At 60.2% G+C, this 20,281-nt stretch carries 21 protein-coding genes and 1 pseudogene; 13 read left to right on the forward strand and 9 right to left on the reverse strand.

Annotated features, from left to right (window positions below; translation table 11 throughout):
* Positions 1-7 precede the first annotated feature (7 nt).
* A complete protein-coding gene (locus J1G18_RS14825) occupies positions 8-1,252 on the reverse strand; it encodes an FAD/NAD(P)-binding oxidoreductase (protein WP_223007978.1) in 1,245 nt (414 codons plus the stop codon).
* 166 nt (positions 1,253-1,418) lie between these two features.
* Positions 1,419-1,760 carry an ArsR/SmtB family transcription factor gene (locus J1G18_RS14830; protein WP_007965280.1) on the reverse strand — a complete coding sequence of 114 codons (342 nt, stop codon included), beginning with the start codon at positions 1,758-1,760 and terminating at the stop codon, positions 1,419-1,421.
* A gap of 91 nt (positions 1,761-1,851) precedes the next feature.
* Between J1G18_RS14830 and J1G18_RS14835 the strand changes: the two genes are divergently transcribed.
* A complete protein-coding gene (locus J1G18_RS14835) occupies positions 1,852-2,715 on the forward strand; it encodes an MBL fold metallo-hydrolase (protein WP_223007979.1) in 864 nt (287 codons plus the stop codon).
* A 92-nt stretch (positions 2,716-2,807) separates the two neighbouring features.
* Here J1G18_RS14835 and bkdR read toward each other — a convergent pair whose 3' ends face one another.
* Positions 2,808-3,296 (reverse strand): Bkd operon transcriptional regulator BkdR, encoded by a 489-nt coding sequence (gene bkdR / locus J1G18_RS14840; RefSeq protein ID WP_027613216.1) that lies wholly within the window; start codon positions 3,294-3,296, stop codon positions 2,808-2,810.
* Between the two features lie 185 nt (positions 3,297-3,481).
* Between bkdR and J1G18_RS14845 the strand changes: the two genes are divergently transcribed.
* The 5 genes from J1G18_RS14845 (at position 3,482) to J1G18_RS14865 (ending at position 9,694) form a co-directional block, all read left to right on the forward strand.
* Entirely contained in the window at positions 3,482-4,717 is a 1,236-nt protein-coding gene (locus J1G18_RS14845; RefSeq protein WP_003224001.1) for a 3-methyl-2-oxobutanoate dehydrogenase (2-methylpropanoyl-transferring) subunit alpha, read from the forward strand.
* A 1-nt stretch (position 4,718) separates the two neighbouring features.
* Positions 4,719-5,777: an alpha-ketoacid dehydrogenase subunit beta gene (locus tag J1G18_RS14850; RefSeq protein ID WP_123462612.1), complete on the forward strand. Its 1,059-nt coding sequence runs from the start codon at positions 4,719-4,721 to the stop codon at positions 5,775-5,777.
* Positions 5,778-7,061, forward strand: a complete 1,284-nt coding sequence (locus tag J1G18_RS14855) for a dihydrolipoamide acetyltransferase family protein (RefSeq protein WP_223007980.1) — start codon at positions 5,778-5,780, stop codon at positions 7,059-7,061.
* A gap of 4 nt (positions 7,062-7,065) precedes the next feature.
* Positions 7,066-8,439: a dihydrolipoyl dehydrogenase gene (gene lpdA, locus J1G18_RS14860; protein ID WP_223007981.1), complete on the forward strand. Its 1,374-nt coding sequence runs from the start codon at positions 7,066-7,068 to the stop codon at positions 8,437-8,439.
* 235 nt (positions 8,440-8,674) lie between these two features.
* Entirely contained in the window at positions 8,675-9,694 is a 1,020-nt protein-coding gene (locus J1G18_RS14865) for a branched-chain amino acid aminotransferase (RefSeq protein ID WP_027613221.1), read from the forward strand.
* A 54-nt stretch (positions 9,695-9,748) separates the two neighbouring features.
* Here the strand turns inward: J1G18_RS14865 and J1G18_RS14870 are convergent, their stop codons facing one another.
* Positions 9,749-10,627: a LysR substrate-binding domain-containing protein gene (locus tag J1G18_RS14870; RefSeq protein WP_223007982.1), complete on the reverse strand. Its 879-nt coding sequence runs from the start codon at positions 10,625-10,627 to the stop codon at positions 9,749-9,751.
* A 105-nt stretch (positions 10,628-10,732) separates the two neighbouring features.
* Here J1G18_RS14870 and J1G18_RS14875 point away from each other — a divergent pair, with 105 nt between their 5' ends.
* A complete protein-coding gene (locus J1G18_RS14875) occupies positions 10,733-11,341 on the forward strand; it encodes a LysE family translocator (protein WP_134786058.1) in 609 nt (202 codons plus the stop codon).
* A 23-nt stretch (positions 11,342-11,364) separates the two neighbouring features.
* Here the strand turns inward: J1G18_RS14875 and J1G18_RS14880 are convergent.
* From J1G18_RS14880 to J1G18_RS14890, 3 genes and pseudogenes are all read right to left on the reverse strand, one after another.
* A pseudogene (locus tag J1G18_RS14880) lies at positions 11,365-12,183 on the reverse strand (TIGR03915 family putative DNA repair protein); the annotation flags it as partial.
* Positions 12,180-13,400 carry a putative DNA modification/repair radical SAM protein gene (locus tag J1G18_RS14885; RefSeq protein ID WP_047601560.1) on the reverse strand — a complete coding sequence of 407 codons (1,221 nt, stop codon included), beginning with the start codon at positions 13,398-13,400 and terminating at the stop codon, positions 12,180-12,182. The pseudogene J1G18_RS14880 and the gene J1G18_RS14885, both read right to left, overlap by 4 nt.
* Before the next feature lie 147 nt (positions 13,401-13,547).
* A complete protein-coding gene (locus J1G18_RS14890) occupies positions 13,548-14,306 on the reverse strand; it encodes an ArsR/SmtB family transcription factor (protein WP_098968215.1) in 759 nt (252 codons plus the stop codon).
* A gap of 78 nt (positions 14,307-14,384) precedes the next feature.
* Here J1G18_RS14890 and J1G18_RS14895 point away from each other — a divergent pair, with 78 nt between their 5' ends.
* Positions 14,385-15,488, forward strand: a complete 1,104-nt coding sequence (locus J1G18_RS14895) for a cytochrome P450 (RefSeq protein WP_134786055.1) — start codon at positions 14,385-14,387, stop codon at positions 15,486-15,488.
* On the opposite strand, the gene dmeF is transcribed toward J1G18_RS14895, so the two are convergent.
* Together dmeF and J1G18_RS14905 are read right to left on the reverse strand one after the other, a co-directional pair.
* Entirely contained in the window at positions 15,485-16,420 is a 936-nt protein-coding gene (dmeF, locus tag J1G18_RS14900; RefSeq protein ID WP_223007983.1) for a CDF family Co(II)/Ni(II) efflux transporter DmeF, read from the reverse strand. The two genes, J1G18_RS14895 and dmeF, sit on opposite strands and share 4 nt — an antisense overlap.
* Before the next feature lie 12 nt (positions 16,421-16,432).
* Positions 16,433-16,708, reverse strand: coding sequence for a metal/formaldehyde-sensitive transcriptional repressor (locus J1G18_RS14905; RefSeq protein ID WP_003223990.1), 276 nt, complete (start codon positions 16,706-16,708; stop codon positions 16,433-16,435).
* Positions 16,709-17,331: 623 nt separating this feature from the next.
* Between J1G18_RS14905 and J1G18_RS14910 the strand changes: the two genes are divergently transcribed.
* The 5 genes from J1G18_RS14910 (at position 17,332) to J1G18_RS14930 (ending at position 20,247) form a co-directional block, all read left to right on the forward strand.
* Positions 17,332-17,709 (forward strand): DUF6124 family protein, encoded by a 378-nt coding sequence (locus tag J1G18_RS14910; protein WP_223007984.1) that lies wholly within the window; start codon positions 17,332-17,334, stop codon positions 17,707-17,709.
* A gap of 157 nt (positions 17,710-17,866) precedes the next feature.
* A complete protein-coding gene (locus tag J1G18_RS14915; RefSeq protein ID WP_223007985.1) occupies positions 17,867-18,136 on the forward strand; it encodes a hypothetical protein in 270 nt (89 codons plus the stop codon).
* A 165-nt stretch (positions 18,137-18,301) separates the two neighbouring features.
* Positions 18,302-18,565, forward strand: a complete 264-nt coding sequence (locus J1G18_RS14920) for a helix-turn-helix domain-containing protein (RefSeq protein WP_139055919.1) — start codon at positions 18,302-18,304, stop codon at positions 18,563-18,565.
* 111 nt (positions 18,566-18,676) lie between these two features.
* Positions 18,677-19,915, forward strand: a complete 1,239-nt coding sequence (locus J1G18_RS14925) for an S-type pyocin domain-containing protein (protein WP_098968208.1) — start codon at positions 18,677-18,679, stop codon at positions 19,913-19,915.
* Positions 19,912-20,247: a hypothetical protein gene (locus J1G18_RS14930; protein ID WP_098968207.1), complete on the forward strand. Its 336-nt coding sequence runs from the start codon at positions 19,912-19,914 to the stop codon at positions 20,245-20,247. The genes J1G18_RS14925 and J1G18_RS14930 overlap by 4 nt, the downstream gene beginning before the upstream one ends.
* Positions 20,248-20,281: the final 34 nt, after the last annotated feature.

Below are 20,281 nucleotides of genomic sequence, written 5' to 3' on the forward strand. Positions count from 1 at the left end.
GGAGTTCTCAGTCGACTTTGGACAAACCGGTCAGCCACTCGCGGCCCTTGAGCATGCCGTTCCAGTAGAACCACGGCAGCAGCGTCGCCTTGAGGAACCACGCCGAGCGGCGCGGCACGGTCGCATCGAGGGCGAAGGTCGGCAGCAACTTCCCGCCGTAGCCGAATTCGGCGAGGATCACCTTGCCCTTCTCCACCGTCAGCGGGCACGAACCGTAGCCGTCGTACTTCAGTGGCAGCGGTTGTTGTTTGCGCAGGGCCAAGAGGTTTTCGGCGACTACGACGACCTGCTTGCGCACGGCGGCAGCGGTTTTCGCATTGCTGGTGCCGCAGATATCACCGAGGCCGAACACCTCGGGGTAACGCGGATGCTGCAGGCTGTGTGGATTGACTTCGCACCAGCCGGCAGCGTCGGCCAGCGGGCTCTGGGCGATGAAATCCGGCGAGACTTGCGGCGGCACCACGTGCAGCAGATCGAAGGTTTTCGCCTGTGTGGTGAGGTTGCCGTCGGCGTCCTTGATCTCGAACCACGCGGTTTTCGCCGGGCCGTCGACCTTGACCAGGTTGGAGTTGAAGGCCAGTTGCGCGTTGTACTTTTCGATGTACTTCATCAGCGGTGGGACGAAGGTCGCGACGCCAAACAGCGCCGCGCCGGCCAGGTTGAACTCGACCTTAACGTTGTTCAGCACGCCGGTTTTGCGCCAGTGATCGCACGACAGGTACAAAGCCTTTTGCGGCGCACCGGCGCATTTGATCGGCATCGCCGGCTGCGTGAAAAGCGCCTTGCCGCCGCGCAGTTTCTGCACCTGATCCCAGGTGTACTGCGAGTGCTGATAGCTGTAGTTGGAGGTCACGCCATGCTGGCCGAGGCTTTCCTGCAGGCCTTCGATCTTCTCCCAGGCCAGACGCAGGCCGGGGCAGACGATCAGGTTCTGGTAAGTGACGGTGCGCTGATCGTTGAGGGTCAACTGGCGCAGATCGGGATCGATACCGGTCACCGCCGCCTGAATCCAGGTGGCCTGACGCGGCATCACTTTGCTCATCGGCCGCACGGTGTCCTTGACGTCGTAGGCGCCACCGCCGACCAGCGTCCACGCCGGTTGGTAGTAGTGCTGGGCGCTTGGCTCGATCACAGTGACTTTAAGAGTGGGATCACGCTTGAGCAGACTGGCGACGAAGCCGATGCCGGCGGTGCCGCCGCCGATGACCACGATATCGGCACTGATGGATGGGCCCCAGTGTTGATCGTTCATTGCTTGTTCCTTATTGCTGCATGCAAGGATTTCTTGGCCATCGCACAAATCCATTGTAGGAGTGAGCCTGCTCGCGATAGCGGTATGTCAGTCTATGAAGATGTTGGCTGATACACCGCTATCGCGAGCAGGCTCACTCCTACAGAGATTGTGTGGTGGCTGACATTTATTGATGGCCCAGGCTTTTCAGCACCGCTCCGCAATACAACCCGGACAGGGTCTTCATCACCTGAATCACTTCAGGACTGGCCAGACCGTAAAAGATGTATTTACCTTCGCGACGGGTCGCCACCAGGCCTTCATCGCGCAGGATGCCCAGTTGCTGGGACAGGGTCGGCTGGCGCACGCCGGTCATTTTTTCCAGCTCGCCGACATTGCGCTCGCCCTGGGTCAGCTGGCACAGGATCAACAGGCGATCCTCATTGGCCAGCGCCTTGAGCAGCGCGCAGGCCTTGGAGGCGGACGCCCGCAATTGGGCGACTTCACATTCGGTCAGACTGGATTGCATTTGCACGATGCCTTCAACGTCACTTAAGCTGCGAACATTATGTTTTTAGATAAAGTGTTGCAACCCATTTCCCTGATTCAGGTTGGTGTCCATGCCCGCGCAGATTGAAGCTTTCCTCGACCCCGCCTCCTCGACCTACAGCTACGTGGTCTATGAAGCCGATGGCGGACAGTGTGCAATCGTCGATCCGGTACTCGATTACGACGGCGCTGCCGGTCGCACCTGCACCGCGCAGGCCGACAAAATCATCACCTTCGTCCGAGAACACCACTTGCAGGTGCAATGGCTGCTGGAAACCCACGCCCACGCCGACCACCTGTCCGCCGCGCCGTACCTGCGCCGCGAACTCGGCGGCAGGATCGCGATCGGCCAGTCGATCAGCAAAGTGCAGAACGTGTTCAAGGCGCTATTCAATCTGGAACAGGAATTCTGCGTCGACGGCTCGCAGTTCGATCACCTGTTCGCGCCGAACGAGTCGTTCATGATCGGCAACCTCAAGGCCACCGCCCTGCACGTCCCCGGCCACACCCCGGCGGACATGGCTTACCTGATCGACGGCGAACAGATTCTGGTCGGCGACACGCTGTTCATGCCCGATGTCGGCACCGCCCGCTGCGACTTCCCCGGCGGCAACGCGCATCAGCTGTTCAACTCGATCCACAAACTGCTGGCCTTCCCGGCCAGCGTCAAACTCTACGTCTGCCACGACTACCCGCCGGAAGGCCGCGAGTCACAGTGCCAGACCACCGTCGGTGAGCAGCGCCTGAGCAATATTCATGTGCATGACGGGATCGACGAGGCGGCGTTTGTCGAGATGCGCACCAAACGTGACGCCGGGTTGGGCATGCCGACGCTGTTGCTGCCGGCGATTCAGGTGAATGTGCGGGCGGGGAATTTTCCGGCGGCCGAAGACAATGGTGTGGTTTATCTGAAAGTGCCGATCAACAAGCTTTAAAGCAAAAGATCGCAGCCTGCGGCAGCTCCTACACAGGGCACACATAAACGGTGTCCCTGTAGGAGCTGCCGCAGGCTGCGATCTTTTGATCTTCAGGACCCGAGGGTCAACCCATTCGCCGGCAACGGCAACGCCGTCTTGTAGCGCACCTGCTTCAAGGCAAAACTCGAGCGGATATTCGCCACCCCCGGCACCTTGGTCAGAAAGTCCATCATGAACCGCTCCAGCGCCTGAATCGTCGGCACCAGCACCCGGATCAGATAGTCCGGGTCGCCGGCCATCAGGTAGCACTCCATCACCTCGGGGCGGTCGGAGATCGCCTCTTCGAAATGCTGCAACGCCTCCTCGACCTGTTTCTCCAGGCTGACGTGAATGAACACGTTCACATGCAGGCCCAGCAGATCGGCATCGAGCAGCGTCACCTGCTCGCGAATCAGCCCTAACTCCTCCATCGCCTTGACCCGGTTGAAACACGGCGTCGGCGACAGATTCACCGAGCGCGCGAGGTCGGCGTTAGTGATGCGCGCATTCTCCTGAAGGCTGTTGAGAATGCCGATGTCGGTACGGTCCAGTTTGCGCATGAGACAAAACCACCTGTTTTTTATGTTTATGCAGAATTTCTATCTGCAAATCGTCTCCAGCGCAACGAAACAGAGAGAAATATTCTTCTGGCCCGGGCCTATGATTGTTGTAGGACAAGATTTCTTTCACCCAAGAATGATTGCCAGCTCACTACAAGAAATTCACAAGATCGAGCGTAGAAGCCATGACCCAAGCGTATGAACCGCTGCGTCTGCACGTCCCTGAACCCTCGGGCCGCCCAGGCTGCAAAACCGACTTCTCCTACCTGCATCTGACCGATGCCGGCACGGTGCGCAAACCTTCCATTGACGTCGAACCCGCCGACACCGCCGACCTGGCGCGTGGGCTGATTCGGGTGCTCGACGATCAGGGCAACGCCCTCGGCCCCTGGGCTGAAAACGTGCCGGTCGAAATCCTGCGCAAGGGCATGCGCGCCATGCTCAAGACGCGGATCTACGACAACCGCATGGTGGTCGCCCAGCGCCAGAAAAAAATGTCGTTCTACATGCAGAGCCTTGGCGAAGAAGCCATCGGCAGCGCCCAGGCCCTGGCCTTGAACATCGACGACATGTGCTTCCCGACCTACCGCCAGCAAAGCATCCTGATGGCCCGCGAAGTGCCGCTGGTCGACCTGATCTGCCAGTTGCTGTCCAACGAGCGCGATCCGCTCAAGGGCCGGCAGCTGCCGATCATGTACTCGGTCAAGGACGCCGGTTTCTTCACCATCTCCGGCAACCTCGCCACCCAGTTCATTCAGGCCGTCGGCTGGGGCATGGCCTCGGCGATCAAGGGCGACACGAAAATCGCCTCGGCGTGGATCGGTGACGGCGCCACCGCCGAATCGGACTTCCACACCGCCCTCACCTTCGCTCACGTTTACCGCGCGCCGGTAATCCTCAACGTGGTCAACAACCAGTGGGCGATCTCGACCTTCCAGGCCATCGCCGGGGGTGAAGCCACCACTTTCGCCGGACGCGGCGTCGGTTGCGGTATCGCCTCGCTGCGGGTCGATGGCAACGACTTCTACGCGGTCTACGCCGCTTCCGCCTGGGCTGCCGAACGCGCCCGGCGCAACCTCGGCCCGACCATGATCGAATGGGTCACCTACCGCGCCGGCCCGCACTCGACCTCCGACGATCCGTCGAAATACCGTCCTGCCGATGACTGGAGCCACTTCCCGCTGGGCGACCCGATTGCCCGCCTGAAGCAGCACCTGATCAAGGTCGGCCACTGGTCGGAAGAAGAGCACGCCGCCGTCAGCGCCGAGCTCGAAGCCGAAGTGATTGCCGCGCAGAAACAGGCCGAACAGTACGGCACCCTCGCCGGCGGGCAGATTCCAAGCGCCGCGACCATGTTCGAAGACGTCTACAAAGAGATGCCGGAGCACTTGAAGCGCCAGCGTCAGCAGTTGGGGATCTGACATGAACGATCACAACAACAATATTCAGTTGGAAACCGCCATGACCACGACCACCATGACCATGATCCAGGCCCTGCGCTCGGCCATGGATGTGATGCTTGAGCGTGACGACAATGTGGTGGTGTTCGGGCAGGACGTCGGCTACTTCGGCGGCGTGTTCCGTTGCACCGAAGGCCTGCAGACCAAGTACGGCACCTCGCGGGTATTCGACGCGCCGATCTCCGAAAGCGGCATTGTCGGTGTTGCGGTGGGCATGGGCGCTTACGGCCTGCGCCCGGTGGCCGAGATTCAGTTCGCCGACTACGTCTACCCCGCTTCCGACCAGATCATTTCCGAAGCGGCGCGCCTGCGTTATCGCTCGGCCGGCGAGTTCACCGCGCCGATGACCCTGCGCATGCCGTGCGGCGGCGGGATCTACGGCGGCCAGACCCACAGCCAGAGCATTGAGGCGATGTTCACTCAAGTCTGCGGCCTGCGCACCGTGATGCCATCCAACCCGTACGACGCCAAGGGCCTGCTGATCGCCTCCATCGAAAACGATGACCCGGTGATCTTCCTCGAGCCGAAACGCCTGTACAACGGCCCGTTCGACGGCCACCACGACCGCCCCGTAACCCCGTGGTCGAAACATCCGCAGGCCCAAGTGCCGGACGGTTACTACACCGTGCCGCTGGACGTCGCCGCCATCACCCGTCCGGGCAAGGACGTGACCGTGCTGACCTACGGCACCACCGTGTACGTGTCGCAAGTGGCCGCCGAAGAATCCGGCGTTGACGCCGAAGTCATCGACCTGCGCAGCCTGTGGCCGCTGGACCTGGAAACCATCGTCAAGTCGGTGAAGAAAACCGGCCGCTGCGTGGTGGTGCACGAAGCCACCCGTACCTGCGGTTTCGGCGCCGAACTGGTGGCGCTGGTGCAAGAGCATTGCTTCCATCACCTGGAAGCGCCGATCGAACGCGTCACCGGTTGGGACACCCCCTACCCGCACGCGCAAGAGTGGGCGTATTTCCCAGGGCCGTCCCGAGTGGGCGCGGCGTTGAAACGGGTCATGGAGGTCTGAATGGGCACGCACGTTATCAAGATGCCGGACATCGGCGAAGGCATCGCAGAAGTAGAACTGTCGCAGTGGCACGTCAAGGTCGGCGACCTGGTGGTTGAAGACCAGGTGTTGGCGGACGTGATGACCGACAAGGCAATGGTTGATATTCCATCGCCGGTGCACGGCAAGGTGATTGCGCTCGGCGGTCAGCCGGGTGAAGTGATGGCGGTCGGCAGTGTGCTGATCAGCATCGAAGTTGAAGGCGCCGGAAACCTGAAGGAATCCGCCGCACCAGCACCGGTTGCTACGAAAGAGGCACCTGCTGCGCCGAAAGTTGAAGCCGCAGTCGAGAGCAAACCTGCCGCCGCTGCTGCTGCACCGCGTTCCGCACCGGTTTGCCAAGGCCCGATGGTTGCCCGCGAGGCTGATGAACGTCCGCTGGCCTCGCCGGCCGTGCGCAAACATGCGCTGGATCTGGGCATTCAGCTGCGTCTGGTACGCGGCACCGGCCCGGCCGGTCGTGTGCTGCACGAAGACCTCGAAGCCTATCTGGCGCAAGGTCAGTCGAACGCTTCGGCGCCGGCAGCTGCCGCGTACGCCCAGCGTCACGATGAAGAACAGATTCAGGTTATCGGCATGCGCCGCAAGATCGCCCAGCGCATGCAGGACGCCACTCAGCGTGCCGCACACTTCAGCTACGTCGAGGAAATCGACGTTACCGCCATCGAAGAACTGCGCGCGCATCTGAATGAAAAACACGGTGCCAGCCGGGGCAAGTTGACCTTGCTGCCGTTCCTGGTCCGCGCACTGGTCATCGCCCTGCGTGACTTCCCGCAGATGAACGCCCGTTACGACGACGAAGCCCAGGTCATCACCCGCCTCGGCGCAGTGCATGTCGGTGTCGCCACGCAAAGTGATGTCGGCCTGATGGTGCCGGTGGTGCGTCACGCCGAAGCGCGCAGCCTGTGGGACAGCGCCGCGGAAATCTCGCGTCTGGCCAATGACGCACGCAATGGCAAGGCCAGCCGCGACGAATTGTCCGGCTCGACCATCACCCTCACCAGCCTCGGTGCGTTGGGCGGCATCGTCAGCACCCCGGTGCTGAACCTGCCGGAAGTGGCGATCGTCGGCGTGAACAAAATCGTCGAACGGCCAATGGTCGTCAAAGGCCAAGTGGTGATCCGCAAGATGATGAACCTCTCCAGCTCCTTCGATCACCGCGTGGTCGACGGCATGGACGCGGCGCTCTTCATCCAGGCCATTCGTGGCTTGATCGAACAACCCGCAACCCTGTTTGTGGAGTGATGCAATGCAAACCTTGAACACCACGCTGCTGATTATCGGCGGCGGCCCCGGCGGTTACGTCACGGCGATCCGCGCCGGGCAACTGGGCATTTCGACGATTCTGGTCGAAGGCCAATCGCTGGGCGGCACTTGCCTGAACATCGGCTGCATTCCATCGAAAGCGTTGATTCACGTGGCCGAGCAGTTCCACCAGACCCGCCATCACAGCGAGCATTCGGCGCTGGGCATCAGCGTCTCGGCACCAACCCTCGACATCAGCAAGAGCGTCGAGTGGAAGGACGGCATCGTCGATCGCCTGACCACCGGCGTCGCCGCACTGCTGAAAAAGAACAAGGTCCAGGTCATCAATGGCTGGGCCAAAGTCATCGACGGCAAAACCGTGGAAGTCGGCGATACGCGGATCCAGTGCGAACATCTGGTGCTGGCCACCGGTTCGACCAGCGTCAACCTGCCGATCCTGCCAATCGGCGGGCCGATCATCTCCTCCACCGAAGCGCTGGCACCGAAGTCCGTACCCAAACGTCTGGTGGTGGTGGGCGGCGGTTATATCGGTCTGGAGCTGGGCATTGCTTACCGCAAGCTCGGCGCCGAGGTCAGTGTGGTCGAGGCGCAGGATCGTATCCTGCCGGCCTACGATGCCGAGCTGACCCAACCGGTCCACGAAGCACTGAAGCAACTGGGCGTGAAGCTCTATCTCAAGCACAGCGTGCTGGGTTTCGACGGCACCTTGCAGGTGCGTGACCCGAACGGCGACACCCTCAATCTGGAAACCGATCAGGTGCTGGTGGCAGTCGGGCGCAAGCCAAGTACTCAAGGCTGGAACCTCGAAGCGCTGAACCTGGACATGAACGGCTCGGCGGTCAAGATCGACAGCCGCTGCCAGACCAGCATGCGCAACGTCTACGCCATCGGCGACCTCAGCGGCGAGCCGATGCTCGCCCATCGCGCCATGGCTCAGGGCGAAATGGTTGCCGAACTGATCAGCGGCAAATCCCGCGAATTCAACCCGACCGCCATCGCCGCCGTGTGCTTTACCGACCCGGAACTAGTGGTGGTCGGCCAGACCCCGGACGAGGCCAAGGCTGCGGGGCTGGACTGCATCGTTTCCAGCTTCCCGTTCGCTGCCAATGGCCGGGCGATGACCCTGGAATCAAAAAGCGGCTTCGTGCGGGTGGTCGCGCGTCGCGACAATCATGTGATTGTCGGCTGGCAAGCGGTCGGGGCAGGCGTTTCCGAGTTGTCGACCGCGTTCGCGCAAAGCCTGGAAATGGGTGCGCGCCTCGAAGACATTGGCGGCACTATTCATGCGCATCCGACCCTGGGTGAAGCGGTGCAGGAAGCGGCGTTGCGTGCTTTGGGGCATGCGTTGCATCTGTGATGGTGGGTGGCTGTAATGGCCCCTTCGCGAGCAAGCCCGCTCCCACAATGGGAATGCATTTCAAAATGTGGGAGCGGGCTTGCTCGCGAATTCTTGAGGCCGACACGATTTATCTGCCTGTCATCCGATAGTCCGGGCTGCGAAACCGCGCAAGAATGAAGTATTGTTGTGCCCATCCAAAAAAACGTCAGAAGCCTTGAACCGTTTCGACGGTTGTTCAGTGATAGAGGGTGTCATGGGTAACGAAAGCATCAATTGGGACAAGCTGGGTTTTGACTACATCAAGACCGACAAACGCTATCTGTCGTACTTTCGCAATGGCGAATGGGACAAAGGCACCCTGACCGAAGACAACGTGCTGCACATCAGCGAAGGCTCGACTGCCCTTCACTATGGCCAGCAGTGCTTCGAAGGTCTGAAGGCTTATCGTTGCAAGGACGGCTCGATCAACCTGTTCCGTCCAGACCAGAACGCCGCTCGCATGCAACGCAGCTGCGCTCGCCTGCTGATGCCGCACGTGTCGACCGAGCAGTTCATCGAAGCGTGCAAGGAAGTGGTTCGCGCCAACGAGCGCTTCATCCCGCCATACGGCACCGGCGGCGCGCTGTACCTGCGTCCGTTCGTGATCGGTGTGGGTGACAACATCGGCGTGCGTACCGCGCCGGAGTTCATCTTCTCGGTGTTCGCGATCCCGGTCGGCGCCTACTTCAAGGGCGGCCTGACGCCGCACAACTTCCAGATTTCCAGCTTCGACCGCGCCGCCCCACAAGGCACCGGTGCGGCCAAGGTCGGTGGCAACTACGCCGCCAGCCTGATGCCGGGCTCTCAGGCCAAGAAAGCGCACTTCGCTGACGCCATCTACCTGGATCCGCTGACCCACAAGAAGATCGAGGAAGTCGGTTCGGCCAACTTCTTCGGGATCACCCACGACAACAAGTTCATCACCCCGAACTCGCCATCCGTGCTGCCAGGCATCACCCGTCTGTCGCTGATCGAACTGGCGAAAACCCGTCTGGGTCTGGAAGTGATTGAAGGCGACGTGCTGATCGACAAACTGTCGGACTTCAAGGAAGCCGGCGCCTGCGGTACCGCGGCGGTGATCACCCCGATCGGCGGGATCAGTTACAACGACCACCTGCACGTGTTCCACAGCGAAACCGAAGTCGGCCCGGTCACCCAGAAGCTCTACAAAGAGCTGACTGGCGTGCAGACCGGCGACATCGAAGCGCCAGCGGGCTGGATCGTCAAGGTTTGATCTGACGGCTGCTGATGCACAAAAGCCCCCATCGAGTGATCGATGGGGGCTTTTTCATGGGCGCTGTTGCTGTAGCCACTCAATCAACACTTTGGTGTGCGCCGACGCTTGCGGGGCAACGCCGTAGTAATAGCGTGGCAGCGGCATGCGCAGATCCGGCAACGGACAGATCAGGCGACCACTCGACAAATGTGTGCCGAGCAAAGTAGTCGGACACAGCGCGATGCCCTCGCCCGCCACGGCCGCTTCCAGCACCCGGTGCATGTAATCAAACTGGCGGATCACCTGGCTACTGCTCTGGCTCTGGCCAAAATGCATGGCCCAGTGGTGCCAGTCTTCACGCCGCGCCCTGACGGTCAGCAAGGTATGCGCACTGAGGCCGGCGAGATTTGTCAGCGGCAGTCGCTCAATCAATGCCGGCGCCGCGACCATGACCAATTCATCCTCGAACAACGCGTGCGCCTCCAGCGTCGGCGCCCAATCGTCGCGGCCCCGGCGGATGACAATGTCGAAATCGTCGCGGGCCGGATCCGGCGACTGGGTCTGCGTGACGACCTGGGTGTCGATGTGCGGATGCTGCACCGAAAAGTCCGCCAAACGAGGCGTCAGCCATAACAGGGCGAAGGACGGCCGGACATTGATCGTGATCGTCGGCCGCGCTGCCTGTCGCCTCAACTCGGCAGCGGCGTCGGCAATCTGCGCCAGACCGGCGCTGACTTGCTGATAAAAAAGCTCACCCGCCGACGTCAGCAGCGACTGCCTGATGCGCCGTTCAAACAACAAAACGCCCAGATGTTCTTCAAGCAATTTGACGTGGCGGCTGACCGCACTATGGCTGACATGCAGCTCGTCGGCCGCCAGGCTGAAACTCTGATGACGAGCAGCCACCGCGAAGGCGCGAACCGCATTGAGCGGGGGAAGTGAATTTTTCATGGGTCTAATTTAGTTACATATGCACTGCATTTAAAGCGTTTGTCAGCGCGTTGCCGCCACGCCAATCTGCCCGCACGCAGATACGCGATTCGACGGAGTAACATCATGCACAGCTACGGACTCTTTGTATTGTTCGCCGCCCTGACCATTTTGAGCCCCGGCCCGGGCGTGGTGCTGACCCTGTCCAACGCCGTGCGCCTGGGCTGGACCGGCGCAGTACCCGGCATTCTGGGCATCGCCTCGGGCGCTTTCGTGGTGGCTGCCCTCAGCGCCACCAGCGTCGGCTTGATCCTCAGCGCCTCGGCCGAGGCGTTTACCGTGCTGAAATACGCCGGAGCTGCATACCTGTTGTACTTGGGCTTCAAGAGCTGGCGTTCAGATCGTTTCCGTAGCCTGCAGCAGGTTCGCCCTTCTCGTCCGGGCTACCGTTTTCTCGAAGCCGCGTCCCTGCAGTTTCTCAATCCGAAAGCGATCTTCTTCTTTCTGGCCGTATTCCCGCAGTTCATCGACACTGAACAGGTTTTTTACCCGCAGTTCTTCAAACTGGTGGCCTCTTACGCGGTGCTGGTAATTCTGGTGCACGGCAGCTACGCCCTGCTCGCCAATGCGGCCAAAGGCTGGCTGTCGAGCCCGAAAGGATCCTGGCTGGCGGCAAAAGTCTCGGGGGTGACCTTTGCCGGTTTTGGTCTGCTGATGGCGTCGGCAACCCGCTGATCGACCTGCTCAGGCTCATTCTGTTTCAAGGCAATCCGCTTGCCGGCTCGCGCGGCTATTCCGCTGGCCTGACCATTTTGCTGTTTGCCCATCCGCGCCTGGGTAATCAGCCCGGGAATCAACTCCCCTTCCGGCAGATTCTTCCAGAACCGCATCGGCAAATGCCCTTGCATGACCTTCTCGTTCAATCGCGCCGGGTTGAAGATGTGGCTGTAGTACGTCAGCCATAACTCGCCGTGCGGGTCATCGACGTTCTGCGCCAGCTGCTGCCATTCCACCGGGCACTGGCGCTGATGAATCAACTGTTCGCCATCGTAATAAACCCCGTCACGCGGCGTGGCGATCAACCAGCGATGCCGGCCCATGCGTCCGATGAAATGTTCGCTGGCACTGTGCAGGATGTCGTGGGCCGGTTCGTGCCACGCGAAGTATTGCGGGCCTGGCTGATCCTGCGGGCGTTCGATGAAACGCACGAACGCATGCAAATGGTGGGCTTCGCGCTGCACCTGCTTGATCCGCCGCTGCAACTCGCTGCCAAGCTTGTCGCCGGCCATCATCGCCGTGCGATCGCCATGGCTGACTCGCCACAGCACTTCATACAACAGACTCCAGCGCTGGTCGCCCCGGTAGCGTGCGGCTTGCTCCAGGGTGTCGAGCAGTGCGCGGGGGATGCGTGCCTGAAACGGCCCCTGCCCTTCGGGTACCGAGACGTCACTGGCAAACAGATCGCTCACCCCTTCCGACGCCCAACTCACCAGACTCGGGTCGACTTCATGACTGAGCAGCCAGCGCGCCTGCTGGCGCCAGGTGTCGAACAGGTCGTCGCAATCGAGATTGATCATCCCCACAACCCCATCTGCTGCGGCTGCGGCCGATCGCGCAATTGCTGGTAAAGCATGTGGCTGGTGACTTCGGCCTGTTGCGGATGGTAGTCGCTGGTGATGATGAACGGCTTGGCTTTGGCCAGCACACAACGCATGCGCGCCACATCTTCGTAGCGAATGCGCCGTTGCTGGCGCAATTGCACCAGACGCTCGGTGGTGCGCAGACCGATGCCCGGGATGCGTGCGATCAGCGACGGCTCGGCGCGGTTCAGGTCCAGCGGAAACACCTCGCGATTCTGCAGCGCCCAAGCCAGTTTCGGATCGATGTCCAGCGCTAGATTACCCGGGCCCTTGAGCAGCTCATCGGCGCTGTAGCCGTAACTGCGCAAGAGGAAATCGGCCTGATACAACCGGTGTTCGCGCATCAGCGGTGGCGCGGCCAGTGGCACGCTTTTCGGGCTGTCGGGAATCGGGCTGAAGGCCGAATAGTAGACGCGCCGCAAGCGGTAGTTGCCATACAGCGACTGGGCGCTGTGCAGGATCGTGCTGTCGTCGGTGTCATCGGCGCCGACAATCATTTGCGTGCTCTGCCCGGCGGGAGCGAATTTTGCCGAACGCGGTTCGTTGAGCACCGTTTGTACGCCGGTGTAAATGGTGTTCATTGCCTGCTTGATCGAACCGATCTGCTTCTCCGGCGCCAGGGTTTGCAGGCTGGCGTCGGTGGGCAGTTCGATATTGACGCTGAGGCGATCGGCGTAGCGCCCGGCCTCCTCGATCAATGCCGGATCGGCCTCGGGAATGGTCTTGAGGTGAATGTAGCCGCGAAACTCGTGCTGCTCGCGCAACAGCTTCGCCACGCGCACCAGTTGTTCCATGGTGTAGTCCGCCGAACGGATGATCCCCGAACTGAGAAACAGCCCGCTGACGCAGTTGCGCCGGTAGAAATCCAGGGTCAGCGTGACCACTTCCTCGGGGGTGAAGCGTGCGCGCGGCACATCGCTGGAGCGACGGTTGACGCAATACTGGCAGTCGTAGAGACAGAAATTGGTCAGGAGGATTTTCAGCAGCGACACGCAACGGCCGTCCGGCGTGTAGCTGTGGCAGATGCCCATGCCATCGGTCGAGCCCAACCCGCTCTTGCCTTCGGAGCTGCGCTTGGGCGCACCGCTGCTGGCGCAGGAGGCGTCGTACTTGGCGGCGTCGGCGAGAATGCTGAGCTTGTCGATGATTTGCATGGCGCGGGCTCTTTACTGTGTGGATATACAGTATAGGTCCGAGCACGGGGTTACAAGGAGCCAGAAGCGCACCTCGTCGGGCAGAAGCTCAAGATCAAAGGATCGCAGCCTGCGGCAGCTCCTACATGGATTGGGCAGGGTCGAGATTTATCGGGTGTACGGACTTACTGTAGGAGCTGCCGCAGGCTGCGATCTTTTGATCTTCGCGTCTAAAGGCAACTCAAGACCAAACCGCTTACCCATTTCCTTTCGCCCCGCCACGGTGAGCGCCAACGCTCGACTATCAAGATCCTGCGTCACCCACTTGCGTTTCAACGCCATCTGCAACAACGCCGCGCCCAACGATCCGCCCAGATGCGGCCGGCGCATGCTCCAGTCCAGGCACGGGCAAGCAAACTTGCGGCGCAAGGTACTCAAGTCCTGCACCTCAATTCCCAAGCTCGCAAACAACGCGTCGCCGGTGCCGCTCAAGCGATAAACCCGCTCATCGGTTTCCACCAGCCACCCCGCCTCGAGCAAACGGTCGTGGAGCAACACCGCGAGCGTCCCAGCCATGTGGTCGTAGCAGGTGCGGGCGAATTGCAGGCGATCCGGGGTGTGCGGCTTGAAGCCCGGCGCGGCGTTCTGTCCGATCACCATCAACGCTTCCAGCGCCTGAGCCACCCGCTGATCGGCGAGGCTGTAATAACGATGGCGGCCCTGCACGTGCAGGCGCACCAGTGCCAGATCCTTGAGCTTGGCCAGATGTGCACTGGCGGTGGAGGCGCTGACTTCCGCCACGGCCGCTAATTCAGTGCTGGTGCGGGCGTGGCCGTCCATCAGCGAGCAGAGAATTTTCGTGCGTGCCGGTTCGGCGATGGCGGCCGCCACCTGCGAAACGCCGATGTCTTGATGTTCTGCGTGCATATTTCGCTCCCCGACGAATCGTCGTCGCTGCGAACTGAAGATACTCGCATCACTTTCCCGACCACAAGGCTGTGAACCATGGACCCGATCATCGCTGCGACGCATGCCGATCCCTACCCCTACTACGCCAAACTGCGCGCCGAGGGCGGACTGACCTTTGATCATGGATTGAAGCTGTGGGTCGCCAGCAGCGCCCGAGCGGTGCGTGCGGTGCTGACGCATGCCGATTGTCGGGTGCGACCGTTGCAGGAACCGGTGCCCAAGGCGATTGCCTCGGGGCTGGCCGGCAAGGTGTTCGGGCAGTTGATGCGGATGAACGATGGCGAACGTCAGCGCTGTCCGCGTGCGGCAATCGAGCCGTCACTGCAGTTGATAGATGACGAGCAGGTACGCGCACTGGTGGCCGCGCGTCTGATTACAGCGGACGCCGACGGCTTAAATAAGGCGATGTTTCGCGGCCCGGTGTGCGTGGTCGCGGCGCTGCTCGGCTTCACCCCGGCGCAGGGCCGGGCGATCAGTGATCTGACCGCGGACTTCGTCGCCTGCCTGTCGCCGCTGAGCAATGACCTGCAACTGGCGGCGGCGCATGCGGCGGCGGAGCAATTGCGCGGTTACTTCGTCGAGTTGCTGGCCGAACCGCCTAGCGATTTGCTCAAGGCCGTCGGGCAGCGATTTGATGGCGATGAGGAGACCATGATTGCCAACCTGATCGGCCTCTGTTCGCAGACGCTCGAGGCCAGTGCGGGACTGATCGGCAATGCACTGATTGCGCTGCGACGTCAGCCCGAATTGCGCCATGCCTCAGTGGACGCACTGTTGGCCGAGGTTCAGCGCTTTGATCCGCCAGTGCAGAACACTCGGCGCTTTGTCGCGCAGACTTGCGAGATCAATGGCGTGCGGCTTGAGGCCGGTGAGGTGATTCTGGTGCTGCTGGCCTCGGCCAACCGCGATCCTTTGTTGAATGCAGAGCCCGAGCGGTTTCTGCTGGATCGTCCTGACCGGCGCAGTTTCAGCTTTGGCAGCGGCCGGCATCAGTGTCCGGGGCAGACGCTGGCGTTGAGCATTGCCGCTGCGACTGTCAGAGAAATCCTTGATCAGGGTATGAATCTGCAACAACTGACGTGGCATTACCGCCCATCGCTCAATGGGCGGATTCCACTGTTCAGCGCAATGCAGCCTTAAGCGCTGCGCAGCTCAATGGTCAGGTGCGACAGCTCATGCACCGGCGCCAGCCGCTCGCGGATCGCCTCCGCTGTCACGCCCGCCGCCGCGACCACACTGACAATCGCCGCCCGCGCCTGCGGGCCGACCTGCCAGACATGCAGATCGCTGATGCGCACATCCTCGGAGGTTTCCAGCAGCTCACGGATCTCTGCCGCCACCGGTTCGTCGGTGGTGTCGAGCAGCACCGCAGCGCTGTCGCGCATCAGGTTATAGGCCCACTTCGCGATGACAATCGAGCCGACAATCCCCATCGCCGGGTCCAGCCACACCCAACCCAAATAGCGTCCGGCCAGCAACGCGGCAATTGCCAGCACCGAGGTCAGGGCATCGGCCAGCACGTGGACATAGGCCGAACGCAGATTGTTATCGTGATGGTGATGATGATCGTGGCCGTGCGCGTGATCATGCTGATGGCCATGGTCGTGGCCGTGATGGCCCATCAGCAGGAAGGCGCTGAGGATGTTCACGCCCAGCCCGACGATCGCAATCACGGTCGCTTCGCCAAACGCCACGGTGGTCGGTTCGAACAAACGAAAAATCGACTCGCCGGCAATGCCCAGCGACACCAGCCCCAGCACCATGGCTGAAGCAAAACCGGCCAGATCGCCGACCTTGCCGGTGCCGAAACTGTAGCGGCGGTTGTTGGCGTTGCGCCGGGCGAAACCGTAGGCCGCCGCGGCAATGCCCAATGCACCGGCATGGGTCGCCATGTGGAAACCGTCGGCCAGCAGGGCCATGGAGCCGGTGAGATAACCGGCGGCGATCTCGCCGATCATCATCACAAATGTCAGTGCCACCACCCACAGGGTGCGGCGGGCGTTTTCGTCGTGAGACGCGCCGAGGAATTGGTGATCGTGGCTGAAACGCTCAGCGCTTGGGGTCAGGCTCATGATACGGATGCTCTATTTGGAATAACGGCGGATGGCTTGCAGCAGATCTTCGGCGCCCTGGGCACGTTGTTCGTCGGTGAGGTCGGGATGCGCCACATGTTCACGGGTGTGGGCCTCGATGAACTGCTCCATCAAACCGTTGACCGCCCCACGAATCGCCGCCACCAGATGCAAGGTCTTGGCACAATCGGCATCGCCCTCGAGCGCTTTCTCGACGGCCTGTACCTGGCCGGCAATGCGTCGTACACGGTTGAGCAGCTCGTCTTTGTGTTCATGAATGTGCGACATACCTATACCCCCTACCCCTATATGGCGCGCATAGTCGCCGATGGCTTGGGCAAGCGCAAGCTTGGTGAGCATTCGAGGGATGAACGGGATGCGGAAAGCAACTTCACTCCCGTTGTAGGAGTGAGCCTGCTCGCGATAGCGGTGTGTCTGGAAACAAAGATGCTGGATGTACCGGCCCCTTCGCGAGCAGGCTCACTCCTACATTTTTCCGGGGGGTGCTCGGGTTCCGCGCCGTACGCAGATTCCCCTGTAGGAGCCAGCCTGCTGGCGATGGCAGCCTGAAAAACGCAGCATCATTTCAGCATCATCCAAGAGGCTACATCGCCTTGCGCCTTTGCCTACAACTGCGCCAGAATCCGCCGGCTTGTGCGGTTTGGGGGGCATCGGTAACTTGGCTCGCGTCACTGAATGATCAGTGATCGGGTTTAGTCGCTCGGTGTTATCTCAAGTTCGCAAGCTGTTATTCAGTCAGGCATCTCTACGCCTGCGCTCAATGGCGGCTGTGCGCAGGGCGCCTTCGGGCGCGCCAGTAATGCTTGGGTACTGGTCGACTAACCTGCGTACAGCTGCCACCTATTGTTTAGTCGCAAGTGCGTGTCAGCCTCATTGAGGTTACCCAGCAAATGTTTAAAGTGACGCCAAATCCGCCTGAAGCGGACGCAATACCTGACCCGGAATCAACATCCCCCTACTCCGACCCCAATTCCAGAAGACTCCACGAAGCCGCCGAACGCGCCCTCGATCACTACCTGAAACCGCAAGCCCCGCCCGAGCGCAAACCCAGCCACATGTTTGTCGTCGCCCCGAACATGGACAACGAAGAACTGCTGACCCACGCCTGCGAATCCATGGCCTCGGCCAGCATCATGCTCAGCGACTTCGCCAGCCTGCTCGACACGCCCTACCGCAACACCCTGCTCGGCATCCAGCAAGTGGTGATGCTAGGCGAACTCGCCGTCAACCGCGCCCTCGACAACCTCGAGCCCCCGATCAGCAATTGAAAAAGCGTCCCCGTGGCGAGGGAGCTTGCTCCCGCTCGACTGCACAGCAGTCGAAAATCCGGATCCGAACCGGATCGATGGGGCTTGGGGTCGCTTCGCAACCCAGCGGGAGCAAGCTCCCTCGCCACAAGAAAAACGACGCAAAGGAGAATTTCACATGGCCAATAAAACAGATGCCCACGTCGTCGCCGCATTAGTCGCCATGGGCCTCAACGAACGGGATCGCCGCTGGGCGCAGAACGCATGCCTGGTGTTGTTTGAAAGCGAGCGAGAAACAATTGTGGCCTCGGCCGTGAACGCTCTAGGGAAACTTGATGGGCTTGAAATGGAGGCTGTGCTGCCAGCGCTACAGCGGGTGAAACGCCGCTTTCCTGCATTGGAACGGACGGTGGCAGAAACGATGGGCGAGATCGCTATGGTTGCCTGATTAACCGCGTCATCGTTCTTCACGAACAGGCGCGCTCCCGCATTGGATCGGCGGTGTACTCGAGTTCCAAGAGCCAGCAATCATCTGTCGGAGTGAGCCTGCTCGCGAAGACGCCCTTTCTGCTAACGAATTTCTAATAACAAAGCCAAGGAAGAGAACCTAATCATGAAACATCACCCACCCGACTCCAGGCGCTTTACAAGCGTCTGGGACGCACTGGAAGACACGCCGCAGGACGCCGCCAACATGCGCCTGCGGGCCAAACTAATGCGCACACTTTGCGAGACGATCCGAGCCTGGGAGCTTCCCCAAAAGGATACCGCCATGCGCTTGGGAATTACTCAGCCACGCCTCAACAATTTAATTAACGGCAAGATCGATAATTTCACTCTGGGTGAATTAGCCAACCTAGAGATGTCCCTAGCCTGATTTTTTTACACTTGTAACAATCGCTAAAGTTTCAGACCCGTCCTACAGCCATCAAAAGCCCCTTGATATAGCGTCCGCATCGTTTTCAGAAGCGATTTAACAAGGACGCTGATGGCCAGTAAAAAGGATATACCCCGGGTTCAAAACCCACCGGCCGGTGACGGTCACCACATTACCAGCCGCTACATGACAACCAGCGAACTGGCGGAGAGGGAGGCAAGACAGACTGCTTATGACGATATGCTGGCTAGGCAGCAGGCGTATGAGAATCGATTGATCGAACAACCGCTAAAGTATCAGCGCGATGTTAAAGGCTGTGTGTTTACCAAAAGCTGCAAACTTCCGGATGGTGTCATTAATCACACAAGCACCGCCGGGTTTATACCGGTAGAGAGGCTGGCCGACTTTGGAGAGTTTTCCCTGCTAGGCGGCCGCGAACGAGATGCCGTCGGAAACATACCGCTGAAAAAAATCTACGGCAGCCACTTGCCCAACTCAGCAGGAACTCTTGCTCTTGGTCTGACTGCCGTAGCAAGCACAAGTGGTAGCGCAGTGAGCGGTGCAGCCGTGGCGACGGGAGGTGTTGGCGCTGGAGTACTACTCGGAATAGTCGCACTGCTTTGGCCATCGAGTTTGGGCGACAGTTCTCTGTACACAGAAGAACAACTCAAATCACTCGACAAAGGCCGAACTCGTGTACGACTACACGTAGCACAACAGCCAGACGGCACTCTGAAAGGGTACGGATACAATACCCAAACGCGCAGTGATTGGGAGATGATTCCTGTCGTAAAGTTCGTCGAGCAAGGAACCCAACAAGTTGCGGACTTCGGTAATGGGGCAGCACTGATCTGGACTCCCGTTGTTGACCCTTCCAGTACCACGGGGATCCCGCCACTGGAAAGCGCGCCGCAAGCGCCACAGATATGGATTTATCCGCCGACAGAACAGGCGGACAAAATCATCGTTAATCCGGTTTATCCACCGGAATATCAGGACTTCATTCTGGTGTTCCCAGCCAATTCAGGCATCAAACCGCTCTATATTGTCCTGGCGCTTGAATTCGACGCGGCCAGTTACCACGGAAAAAAAGATACACCCGTCAAAAGTAAGGGGCCCACTAATGGCCAGGAAACGCTGGAAAACTCTGTTCAGGTAAAACCCACATCGCCACGCCGCATTGGTGTCGATCCGGACACAAATGAGCTAGTTGTATTTGACCGCACGGGCGGAGATGTCTACCACGGCCACGTACGGGCATGGGATAAACTTCATCAAGATATGAAAAATGCACTGATCAAAGCCAAAAAAGTAGACAACAAAGGCAATATCCTCGGAGCAAAAAAATGAGCCTCATTTATCAAGACCCATCGCTCAGCCATGATGAAGCCATAAGACGTCTCGCCAGCGACCTAGATGAAAATGTCGTTTCCGCTCTGTTGTCTATCGGTCTGAATGATACCGACAGAGCCTGGGCTCAAGACACCTGCCTGAAATATCTCACCAACAAAACTGAAGCGATTGTGGCGTCTGCGGTCACCGCTCTTGGCCATATCGCTCGCCGTCATGGCGAAATGAATACTGAAACCGTCCTGCCCGCGCTCGAAACCGTTCAGAGGAAGTTCCCTGCTCTGAAGGGCATCATTGAGGACACGCTTGACGATATCGACACATTCACCTGACCCGCCGAACGAACGCTCAAGCTAATGACATTGG

Origin of the sequence: Pseudomonas sp. MIS38 (genome assembly GCF_019891575.1) — a bacterium.
GTDB lineage: Bacteria > Pseudomonadota > Gammaproteobacteria > Pseudomonadales > Pseudomonadaceae > Aquipseudomonas > Aquipseudomonas putida_A.